4 protein-coding genes are annotated in these 13,011 nt (G+C 33.5%); 3 read left to right on the plus strand and 1 reads right to left on the minus strand.

The window, feature by feature from the left end:
* Positions 1-783 precede the first annotated feature (783 nt).
* Complete coding sequence (locus tag AC3DU7_RS10730) at positions 784-7,269, plus strand: tetratricopeptide repeat protein (RefSeq protein ID WP_488039340.1); 6,486 nt, start codon at positions 784-786, stop codon at positions 7,267-7,269.
* Positions 7,270-7,353: 84 nt separating this feature from the next.
* Here AC3DU7_RS10730 and AC3DU7_RS10735 read toward each other — a convergent pair whose 3' ends face one another.
* Positions 7,354-7,500, minus strand: coding sequence for a hypothetical protein (locus AC3DU7_RS10735; protein ID WP_488039341.1), 147 nt, complete (start codon positions 7,498-7,500; stop codon positions 7,354-7,356).
* A 65-nt stretch (positions 7,501-7,565) separates the two neighbouring features.
* Between AC3DU7_RS10735 and AC3DU7_RS10740 the strand changes: the two genes are divergently transcribed.
* Together AC3DU7_RS10740 and AC3DU7_RS10745 are read left to right on the plus strand one after the other, a co-directional pair.
* Entirely contained in the window at positions 7,566-8,153 is a 588-nt protein-coding gene (locus AC3DU7_RS10740; RefSeq protein WP_488039342.1) for a Uma2 family endonuclease, read from the plus strand.
* A 1,599-nt stretch (positions 8,154-9,752) separates the two neighbouring features.
* A complete protein-coding gene (locus AC3DU7_RS10745) occupies positions 9,753-12,923 on the plus strand; it encodes a tetratricopeptide repeat protein (protein WP_488039343.1) in 3,171 nt (1,056 codons plus the stop codon).
* The last annotated feature ends 88 nt before the right edge of the window (positions 12,924-13,011 follow it).

Consider the following 13,011-nt stretch of genomic DNA (forward strand, 5'->3'; position numbering starts at 1 on the left):
GTCAGGGATTACTTCTAACTTCTAACTTCTGACTTCTGACTTGCGCGTAGCGCTATAGTAGGGGTAGGAGACAACCCACCTCTAACCCCTCCCTGGAAGGGAAATCAGGAGAAATGGGAATGAGCGAGGAGGTAGGAGCTAAGTTTTGTGCCAAGATTGTTATACCCAACTATGTGCCTAAAATACTAACTTTTGGAGCGTTTTAGATTGAAACAGGCGCACTAAAATTATATTCCAAAAATTCTAAAGTCTTTATTTATCAATGCTTTTAGATTATATCGGTAAGCCCAAACTATAATCATGTCTGGTTGAATAGTTGACTCAGGAGTCAGTAGGGAAGAAGAGGGAGTGTTCAGGTATAACCTACATTTCGCACGACAAAACGTAGTATAAAGCCAAGTAGTCAATAGTCAATAGTCAGTAGTCAGTAGAAAATGATGTGCAGCTTATGTCTGGGTAGATTAAATATTTATACTTAATATTTTCCTGAAATTTTGACTCCTGAAAAAGGTCAATGACGATGATTTATACAGTATAAATACTTGCCAAGTTATCATTTTTTATACTACTTTTAATGTTACAAATTTATGTGCGGAATGTGGAGTATAAGGGAGGATTCAGGAATCAGGAGGGAAGAAGAGGAAGTTTTAAAGTATAGGGAAGAGAAGGTTTTGTTGTCACGCTCTTATTGACAAAAAAGAGAATTTCCAGCCTAAAAATTGGCATTGAAGCCATTCATTCTGACTCCTAATAGTATCAAATCAAAGCTCAAAACTCATTACAATGCACTACCATCCAAATATAAGCAGCGAATCCTCAAAAGTATTGAAGTTGGCGGAAGAAAAGGCTTCAAGGGGATTGTTATATCAAAAGCAGGGAAAACTAGAAGCAGCTATATCGTTATACCAGGAAGCATTAACTTTAGTACCACATCTCTACTACATTCAGTATAACTTGGGGACAGCTTTTCAGCATCAGGGAAATCTATCTGCAGCTTATATTCATTATGAACAAGCGATCGCTCATCATCCACAGCATATTCAAGCTTACTATAATATTGGCATTGTTTTACAACAACAAGGTTTACTAGAACGAGCAATTTCTAGTTATCAAAAAGTTATTAATTTATCCCAAGGTAAGGCGGAAAATATTTTAATTAAAGTTCAAGCTTATAGTAATTGGGCTAGTATTTTAGTCAAGGAAGGTAGAGCGAAAGAAGCAATCGAAATATTTCAAAAAGCTATTTTTTTAAAACCAGATGATGCTTCTCTTTATAATAACCAAGGTCAAGCGTTTTTCGAGGTAGGAAAAGTAGAAAAAGCTATTATTAATTATCGTCAAGCACTGGCACTTAACCCTCAATTAATAGTAGCTATTCATAATCTCGGAAAAGTTTATCAACAACGAGGTTTACACTCAGAAGCTATTGTTTATTTTCAGGAAATAATCAAGCAGTACCCAGAAAATCTTTCTGCTCATAGTAACTGTGCTTTTTCTTTCTTGGAATTAGGAAATTTGGCTGCAGCAATACCCCATTTACAAAAGGTGATTAGTCATAATTTATTTGTGGAAAGTTATTGTGAAAAAGCAAGTTTATTAACAGAATCAGATGAATTAGAAAAAGCAAAAATAGCTTGTGCTAGATTTCTAGTTACACTAGAAAAAGGAAGAAGGAAGAAGGAAGAAGGAAGAGGGGAGAAGGGAGAAGGAAGAAGTCAAAAGTCAACAATAACAAGGAAGAAGGAAGAAGAAAGAAAAAAGGAGTGGATGGGGAATGAAACCTCAAGCAATTATCAAAACCCTGTAGGCGACGAGATATTAAACTCAAAAGAAATAGATAAATTATATTTAGCAGAAGAAGTTAGAATTCAAAATTTCCTACGGAATGCTCCGCAAACAAAAGTCAAAAGTCAAAAGGAAGAAAGAAGAAAAAAGGAGTGGATGGGGAATGAAACCTCAACCAATTATCAATACCCTGTAGATGGCGAGATATTAAACTCAAAAGAAATAGATAAATTATATTTAGCAGAAGAAGTTAGAATTCAAAATTTCCTACGGAATGCTCCGCAAACAAAAGTCAAAAGTCAAAAGGAAGAAAGAAGAAAAAAGGAGTGGATGGGGAATGAAACCTCAACCAATTATCAATACCCTGTAGATGGCGAGATATTAAACTCAAAAGAAATAGATAAATTATATTTAGCAGAAGTTAGAGAAAACTTAATCTTAACTTACTCAAGTTTGGGAAATGTATTATTTGAATATGGCGAATATTCACAGGCAGAGAATTATTATCAAAAAGCATTGAAATTTCAGCCATTAAATGTTGATTTGCATCTGAAATTAGGCAATAGTTTAGCTAAACAAAAACGCTTCAATACGGCTATTATTATTTACAATTTAGGATTGGCAGTTGAATCAGTTGAAGAAGGAAGAAGCGGTGCGACCCCGCGTCGGCGAAAGACGCAAGGGAATGCGCACCAAGAGAGGAAGAAGGAAGAAGGAAGAAGTCAAAAGGAAGAAATTAAAAGGAAGAAGGAAGAAGTTAAAAGGAAGAAGGAGGAAGTAAGAAGTCAAAAGTCGATGGGGAATCAAATTTCAAAAGAGCGAGTTAAATGTCAAGGGCTAGACTGTCAACCTTGTCTCAAACGAATATTTAAACAGCTTCAACCAATTCATTTAGGAAATGGTATTCATAGTCTTTCTAGAGAAAAAATACAAAATTCTCTTCTTCCTTCTGCCTCCTGCCCTCTGCCTTTCCAGATCGATTTTCCAGAAACACCAAAATTCGTCACAGAAGTAGTAAATGGCAGAGCATGGATAGTTCCTCAAAAAAATAATTGGATGATTTGTAATGCCATTGCCATTATTAATGAAGATAATCAATTATTAGCAGAAGTCTCCCGTGAATACCCAGGCCAGTTGCCAGGATGTGACAAATACGATATTAATAACCATCGGTTTTTTACTACAGAAGAATTACCTCCTTTAGAGCAAATAAACGGTACAGTAGCAGTTTTATGTGGGTTGTCAGGAAATGTTTATTTTCATTGGATGGTAGACATATTACCCCGGATTGAAATCTTGCGACGCAATGGTATAAATTTTGAGCAAATAGATTGGTTTTTAATTAATAGTACTAAACAACCATTTCAACAAGAAACTCTCCGGATTTTAGGAATTCCAGAAGATAAAATTATAGAAAGCGATCGCCATCCTTATATTCAAGCTAAAAAATTAATAGTTCCATCCTTTTCAGGCCATTTAGCTTGGGCAGAAAGATGGGCATTAGAATTTCACCGTCAAGTATTTTTAAACCGATCGCTATCTACTGTATTTAAGGATGGGTTTAAACAGAAAGAAAATCAAAATAATCAAGTTATTTCCTATCCTGAAAGGATTTATATCAGTCGGAATAAAGCTAAATATAGAAGAGTTATTCATGAAGAAAAAGTAATCGATCTATTAAGTCAATACGGCTTTATAACCATCGAACTCGAAACTCTTTCTGTTGTAGAGCAAGCATCATTATTTGCCAATGCCAAGGTAATAGTTTCTCCTCATGGTAGTGGACTGACAAATATTATGTTTTGCACTCCCGAAACTACTGTCATTGAGCTAGTTTCTCCTAATTATATAAAACATTATTACTGGGCGATCGCTCAACAATTAGGATTGAAGTATTACTACTTAGTAGGAGAAGACTTTTCCTATTACCCAATCCGCCAAATAATGTATCCTAATTCCCTCACTGAAGATATTATTATTAACCTTAGTAAACTAGAAAAAATGCTATCGCAAGCAAGTATAATAAAAGTAAATTCTCATCCCACAGTAAAATTTCTGAGCGAGGAACAAACTGATCGGGAAAAACATCTTCTGGAGAAGAAGTTTTCTAATTCTGAAGTTGATGTATTTACCTTGTCCCGGAAAGGGGAAGAAGATCGTATAAGTCGAACTGCAGCAAGTAATAAAATGGCACCTAAAGTTAATCCAACAGAAGCGGCCACTCACTTCCATAAAAAAGCTCTATTCTATTTAGATAGAAAGAAATTAGATGAAGCTAAAGCTGCTTGCGAACAAGCTCTCAAAAATCAACCAGATTTTGCTCCAGCCTGCAAAACAATGGGGATTATTCTGCAAAAAGAAGGTCAAATAGAAGCGGCTTTTGAATGGTATTCACGGGCGATTAAGATTCAACCAAATTTTGCCGAAGCCTATGTTAATATTGGCACTTTATATGCTCGCAAAAAGCAGTGGCAAGAAGCAATTGAGTATTATCAAAAAGCTATTAATATTCAACCAGATTTAGTTCCTGCTTACCGCAACATAGCCAAAGCGTATCAAAAAGTTGAAAAAGTAGAAGAAGCAGCAATTTTTCAATATCAAGCCTACTGTCTAGAACCCACAAAAATCAAAGAACAAGAATATATAAATTTAGGCAATACTCTCTTAAAACATCAGAAATTAACAGAAGCTATCTCTTGTTATCGTAGCGCTATAAAATTAAATCCTAATTCAGCAGTAGCTTATCAAAATATTGCAGAAGCATTATCTAAAACTGGCGATATTGAAGAATCGAATACTTGTTATCGTAAGGCAATTAAATTAGGAATAACAAATCTCTCAAATGTCAATGGTAATTTAGGCAAAAAAACATCTAATTTACCTGTAAAAAATACGGCTAATCAAATAAATTCAATAAGAATTAACCAGGAAAAAAATAATACTCCTGTAGAGCGAGATAATGTAGAAAGTTATAAAAGATTAGCAAAAATGCTGCAAAATCAAGGTAAGGCAGCAGAAGCTTGGCAGCTCTATACAAAAGCAATATCTATTGCACCAACAGATCCAGAAATTTATAGAGATTTAGGTAGTTTATACGGACAACAACAACAATGGCAAGAAGCAATTCAATGCTATCAAAAAGCAATTGAAATATGTCCAAATATGGCAGATACTAACCGTTATTTGGCAACAGCATTAACTCATGTTGGTAGGCAAGCAGAAGCCTCTAAATTTTTGGAAAAAGCTTATGAAATTGAAGAAGGAAGAAGTCAGAAGTTGATGGGGACTCAAACCCCAACTAATTTTCAACACTGTCTAGACGGCGAGGTATTAAATCTAAAAGAAAAAGATAATAGTGATATAAGTCATCATATCTATAGCTTAAAATCCGATATTACACAGACAATTGATAGAGAAATTAACCGGGATAAAATCAGTAATGTCGAGCTTCAGTTAGTAGGAAAGACTAATAATTTTCAAGCAGCATTAAAATCTTTAGAACAACATTTCAAGAGGTTATTTAGTCCAGTAGTCTCTGTTTTTAATTTTAATAATCAATCATCAAAAAAATATTTACAACCATCTGACAATCTTCCCAGACTTCAGGGTACAAATAATTCTTTCCCTTTAAAATCAGAAATGGATTTTCATATCAAAGAAGTAACAGAAACTGCTGGAGAAAACTTATTACTTTCTGTTGAAGTAAGTTTAATCAATACTGATGGAAATGAGCAACAAAAAGTATCACTCAAAGATGCAAATAACGAAGAAAGAATAGAAGAAATGTTACTAGAAATAGAGAGCAGCATTGGGGAAAGTCAAAAGTCAAAAGTCAAAAGTCAAAATTGGATGGGGACTCAAACCCAAACCAGTTTTCAACACCGTGTAGATGGCGGGGTATTAAACCCAAAAGAAAAAGATAAAATAGATTCACAAATAAACGCTCAATATGTTGATGTCACAAAATCAGCGGTTGTACTACCTGATGTTTATATTCAAAAGGCCATAGCATACAACCAGGAAGGGTTATATGAAAAAGCGATCGCCCAATGCCAGAAAGCTATAGCAGTACAACCAGAGATGGCCATGGCGTACAAAATATTGGGTAATGCTCAACAAAAAATAGGCAGTGTTAGTCAACTCCAGGAAGCTAAACAAAATTACCTCAAAGCAATATCACTTGATAGTCAAGATGCTTCAATTCATGTCAACCTGGGTAGTTTGTATGCCCAAGAAAAATTGTGGGAAAAAGCAATACCCTGTTACCAGCAAGCGATCGCCATCAAACCAGACTTTGCTGGAGCATACCGCAATTTAGCCAAAGCATGGACTCAAGTAGGCAAACAAGCAGAAGCAGCAGACTGTTGGTATGAAGCATACACTCTCAACCAAGCAAACATCACTCCCGAGCAACATTTAAATCTTGGAAATACTCTCTGTCGTCAAGGCCAATTAACTAAAGCTATATTCTGTTATCAAAGGGCGATAAAATTAAACCCCAACTATGCTGCTGCTTATCAAAATTTAGCGACTACTTTGAAGCGTCAAGGCAAGTTAGATAAGGCTGCTATTTATGCTGAAAAAGCTCGAAAAATTAGTAATATTTCAGTCAAAAAACAGGTAGAAGGGAACGGCAAGAAACTTCAATATATTAATACTGAAGATATTTTGCAGTCATATTCAAATTCTAATAAAAATAAGAAGGAGAAGTTACCTCAAATTAATCAAGCAGATTTAATTAAACAAGCTGAAGCAGATTTTGTAAATAGTAAATTCTATAGCGCGATATCTACTTGTGAAGAGGCAATTTCCATAAAACCCCATGCAGTAGCTTATCAAATAATAGGTAAAGCCTGGGTAGAAATAAATAAACCAGACGAGGCGATCGCCGCTTATGAGAAAGCAATTGAAATTAAGCCAGACTTTGCCGAAATTTATGTCAGTCTAGGAGAATTATACTTTCAACATCAACGACAAAAAGAAGCGATCGCTGCTTACAAAAAAGCCATCAAACTTTCACCAGACTTAAAGGATAGTTATCGAGGTTTAGTTGAAGTATTGCTAGAGCAAGGAAAAGTTGATGAAGCAGAAGAATTATCTTACAATGCACTCATTCAACATCCCAGTTGGGCAACTGCCCAAGAGTTTTGTACTTTAGGCAGGGGTTTAATAGCAGAAAATAAAACACAGCAAGGGGTTGCTTGTTTTTATCAAGCAATTGAATTAGATCCTAAATTATGGGAAGCTCACTATAGTTTAGGTAAAGCTTTAGCAGAAAAAGGAGAATGGTTAGAGGCCATCAATTGTTATCAACAAGTCATTCAATTAGAAGCGAATGAAACTGAAGAAAATTATCCTGAAAGTGAGATAAATATAGATATAGGAGAAATTTACCATCTTTTAGGAGATGCCTTACAAGAAATAGGTAAACTTGATGAGTCTGTGGCAGCTTATCAACGTGCAATTGAACTAACAGAAAATTAACCAGATTAAGGATTATTGTTTGTAGTTGGGCTTTAGCCCTGCCAATACTTATATCAAGCACTAATTTTTTTCAAATTGATATAATTAACCACAATATAAAAAGATGAAAAAGATGGCATACTCGTCAAGAGTCATCTTTAGATGACTTAAACTATTAGCCAAGGATTGAAATTTTTGGCGAGCCATGTCATCCGCCAATAAATAAATTTCTTGACTCAAAGCAGAAGTCATCTTTAGATGACTAAAGATAGCTAATTTATTATGGCTAATTTTTGAATAATATTCGAGGAATAATTATGGAGACTCCCACAATTTATTTACCGCCAAGATTGGAATTAAAAATAGACTTAACAGATGAACAATTTTGGCAACTTTGTCAGGAAAATGACGACCTCAGATTTGAAAGGAGTGCTACAGGAGAATTAATTATTATGTCGCCTACCGGAGGAAATACAGGGAAACGTAATGTAAAAATAACTACTCAATTAGATATCTGGAATTCTGAAAATAATCTGGGGGAAGTGTTTGATTCTAATTGTGCTTTTCGACTTCCAAATGGTTCGCAACGTGCCCCTAATGCTTCTTGGGTAAGTAGAGAAAAATGGGATGCTTTAACATTAGAAGAACAAGATAAATTTCTACCTTTATGCCCAGATTTTGTAGTAGAACTAATGTCTCCTAGCGATACTTTAGAAAAAACTAGAGCTAAGATGAGAGAATATGTAGAAAATGGGGCAAAATTAGGGTGGTTGATTAATCGAAAAAAACGACAATTAGAGATTTATCGACCAGAGCAGGATGTAGAAATATTGGAAAATCCTCAGACAGTATCAGGAGAAAATGTTTTACCAGGATTTATTCTGGATTTAACATTGATTTGGTAAGAGTTGAAGAAGGAAGAAGGAAGAAAGAAAAAAAGTTATTGATTTATTCAAGAATAATAAAATCATTTTCAAATCCCTTGAATTTATTTTAAGGGATTTTTATTTTCTCTATTGTCCGCTCCCTTTTCCCATCTTAAAAAAGATAATCCTTTTCAACTATCTTCAATTTATTTGATTATCTCATTTCCTTCTTAAGCATTTATTGTGGGATTTTATAGTGAAATTAAGAGCCAATAATATATTACAAATTGAGCAAAACTATCCTAGTTAATTAACAGCAAAAAGCGATAATTAGAGATTTATTAACCAGAGTAGGGTGTAGAAATTTTCAAAATTCCCAGAGACTATACAGAAATAAATATTTTACTGATAACTGATAACTGAAATGACCAGGATTTATTCTCTATTAAATAGAGATAGTTATTAAAGAAGCAAATAAGGAGGTTTGATTTCAATGTGTAAAAAACAATCTCAAAAAATAACCAGCCTATTAAAAAGACTGGTTGAAGATTTAGTTATTTCTTTAGTTTCTTCTTACCTGTTGTTACAGATTGCACCAACTTTGTTCTGCCACAAGTAGAATCTAGCAACTACCAAGGACAAGTGGAATTTGAAAAAAGATTTAGATCTAAATAACTCAAGAGAATCTTCAATGATTCAATAGAGTTGTTATGAGGTTAGTTTCTACTGCCAATAGAAGCTCATCTCAAGCAATTATATATCCTAATTACTATGCAGATCTACATTGTTCAGTAAACTTTAATTTGAAAAGCGCTGTAAATTAGAGATATTGAGACAAGGAGTAAAAATATGGAACAAATGGAAAAAAGAAAATAGATATATTAAAGCTAACCTCATTAATTTGGTAATCAAAAAATTATTAATTTATTCAAGAATAATAAAATCATTTTCAACTCCCTAGAATTTATTTATAGGGATTTTTTTTCTTTGTCGTCCGCTCCCTTTTCCCTACTTAAAAAATATAATGCTTTTTAACTATTCTCAATTTGTTCGATTATTTAATTTCCTTCTTAATAACTTATTTCCGGATTTCACTGTAAAGTTAGTGTTTTATAGTAAGAGCCAATAATAGATTAAAAATCAGTACAAAATCAGCCTAGTTAATTAATAGCCAAAAGCGACAATTATACTAAATCCAGTTTAGAAAGAACCGTTATTATGAAGGTAAGGCAGAGGGCAGAAGGGTTAGAGAAGAATTTGAATAACGGACTTTTGAAAACCGGATTTGGTATTAGAGATTTATTGACCAGAGTAGGGTGTAGAAATTTTCAAAATTTCCAGAGACTATACAGAAATAAATATTTTGCCAGGATTTATTATGGATTGAATAGTAATTGATTAATAGATAAATTTTTGAAGATATAAGGGTGCTTGAAGCGGAGAAAAACTTCGCAATTATAGTGCTGTGCGCAGGCAACAGGCAACAGGGGGAATAAATTGCTGTTTGCGTAGCATTCCGTCAGGAATAATATAAGACTTTTAGCTATTTGGCCTCTCCTGCAATTTGTAAATATACCAGCGCTCATTGCTATAACTATTGAACTTACTATCCACCTTAACCGACCAATAAATAATAAGATGATATCAAAAACTCCCACAAAAACTTCCCTACCTACACAACAACAACAAACCAATTTTAAGCAGGCAAAATATTTTTTTAGTTTAGGAAAAGTTTTCGCAAAAAAGAGTGAATGGAAAGAAGCAAGTGCTGCTTATCGTAGGGCAATTAAATTAGCTCCTGACTGGAAAGAAGCAAGACAGTCTTTGAAAAATGCAGAAAATCAGCTTCAGGAAAAAACAATTGATACTCAACAGCAAATAGAACCTAGTAAAAATTTAAAAATAGCTGATATTCCGTTAGAGAAAATAGCTACACAAGAGGAGAAAAATTCAGATATCGCTACTTATCGTAATGCAGTTATAGTCAACTCAAAGTTGGCAGATGATTATCATATTATTGGCGATAATTTAGTAGAAAAAGGAGAGAAAGAAGAGGCAATTAAGGCTTATAGAAAAGCAATTGAAATTAATCCTGATTTATGGGAATTACATCATAAACTAGGTAATTTATTGCAAGAAAAGGGAGAGTTATCAGCAGCAGTTACTGCTTATCATAAATCCATAGAATTAAAGCCAGATTTTTGTTGGTCTCATCACAATTTGGGGGATGTTTTAGTCACACAAGAAAAATGGTCAGAAGCAATTTCAGCTTATAGCCATGCTATAAAATTAAACTCAGAATTCCCTTGGTCTCATTTCAATTTAGCAGAAATATTAGTAAAAATAGGAAATTTTCACGAAGCGATCGCTACTTATCGTAATGCAATTAAACTACAGCCAGATTTACCAAAAGCATACAAAAAATTAGGAGATGCTTTACAACAACAGATGCAAATTCATGCAAAAGAAGCAGTTAATTCATATCAACAGGCAATAAAACAGAATCCAGATGACATAGAACTGTATCATAAAGCTTTAGAAATTAAACCTAACGATCCAGAACTATATTTACAGTTATGCCAGACATTAGTCAGACAAAATGAATTAGATGAAGCAATGATTTTCTATCAAATGGGATTACAAGCTCAGTCAACTAATCAAGATAAATCTACACAGTTTGATTTAATGGAATTAGGCAATTCTTGTGTAAAACAAGGGAAGTTAAAAGAAGCAATTTTCTTTTATCAAGAAGCACTTAATAACAATCAAGATAATGACTTAATTTCCTGGCAATTACAAAACACTATAGCCATGAAAAATCGAGAATTTACCTATCCCCTGGAAGTTGTAGAAGATTTGCGTTTGTTAGAACCACGATCGCTAACTTTAAATACTAGTGACAGACCAATTATTTCCATAATTATTCCTGTTTATAACCAAATTTTACATACCTACAATTGTTTAAGGTCCCTGGCAGAAACTTTAGACGAGTCTTTACCGTTTGAAGTAATTATTATGGATGACCATTCCAAGGATAATACTCAAGAAGTATTAAGGCAAGTATCTGGAATTAAATCGGTTTTTAATGAACAAAATTTAGGTTTTATCGGTTCTTGTAACCGAGGTGCAGAAATGGCAAAAGGTGAATATTTAATATTCTTAAATAATGATACTGTTGTCATGCCTAACTGTTTCCAGGAAATGTTAGAAACATTCAAACAAATACCAGATGCTGGGTTAGTAGGAGCTAAATTTTTATATCCCAATGGCAAACTTCAAGAAGCAGGAGGAATTATTTGGCAAGATGGTTCAGCTTGGAATTATGGCAGATTAGACCATCCCAATAAACCAGAATATTGTTATTTACGAGAAGTAGATTATTGTTCTGGAGCAGGAATTATGATTCCTACTAAATTATGGAGACAAATAGGAGGTTTTGATACTCGTTATAAACCTGCATATTATGAAGATACTGATCTAGGATTTGAAGTTAGAAAAGCTGGATATAAAGTCTTGTACCAACCCCTAGCTAAAATTGTTCATTTTGAAGGAATATCTTCAGGAACAGATGTTAATAAAGGAGTCAAAAAATATCAGGTAGTTAATCATCAAAAGTTTATGAACAAATGGAAAAATGTTTTAAAATTCCATCGACCTAATGGAGTTGAGCCTCATTTTGAACGGGAAAGACCCGTGCAGAAACGATTATTAATGATAGATGCTTGTATGTTAACGCCAGACCAAGACTCAGGTTCAGTAACAGCTTTTAATTTAATTAAAATTTTTCAATCTCTGGATTATAAAGTAACTTTTGCACCGAATAATTTACTTTATCTTGAAAAGTATACAGAAGATTTACAAAGGTTAGGAGTTGAATGTTTATATTGCTCTTATGTAACTTCAATCATATCTCATTTAGAGACCTATGGTAGTCAATATGATGTGGTATATTTAGCTAGATTAGAATTTACAGAAAAATATATAGATAGTGTGAAAAAGTTTGCACCACAAGCAACAATAATATATGACACAGTTGATTTACATTACCTCCGAGAGAAAAGAGAAGCTAAACTCAAAGATAGTCCAAAACTATATAAAAAAGCAATCGAGACAAAAGAAAGAGAATTAGCATTAATGGCAAAAGCAGACTGCACATTAGTGGTCAGCATGATGGAAAAACAAATGTTAGAAAAGGAAAATCCCCACTTAAAAAATATAGAATTTTTCCACATGCCCAGAGATATATATGGTGCAGAAAAAGGATTTACAGACAGAAAAAATATCTTATTTATTGGAGGATTTCAACACCCACCAAATGTAGATGCAGCACTTTATTTTGTAAAAGAAGTGTTTCCTTTAGTTAAGCAAAAAATTGATGATATTAAAATTTTTATTATCGGTAGTAAAGCACCTGAAGAAATTTTGAAATTATCATCTGATGACGTAATAATTACTGGTCATGTACCTGATATTTCAGAATACTTTAATAACTGTAAAATGTCAGTAGCTCCCTTAAGATATGGAGCAGGAATTAAAGGGAAAATTCTGACAAGTTTTAGCTATGGTTTGCCAGTAGTAGCAACTCCTATAGCCGCAGAAGGAATGGGAATTAAAAATGGTTATGATGTTTTAATTGGAGATAATCCAGAAAACTTTGCTCAACAAGTTGCTAATTTGTATTTAGACAATAATTTATGGTCAGAAATTTCTAAAAATTCACTACAAACTATATCTAGTCGATATTCAATGGCAGCTGTAACCAATAAATTTAATCAACTATTAAGAACTCTAAAAATTACTAAACAATAGATGTAAGTATTTCCTGCGGAATGCTGCTTCAACAATGAATAATGAATAATGAATAATGAATAATGAATAATGAATAATGAATAATGAA

It is taken from the genome of Okeania sp. (genome assembly GCF_983059655.1).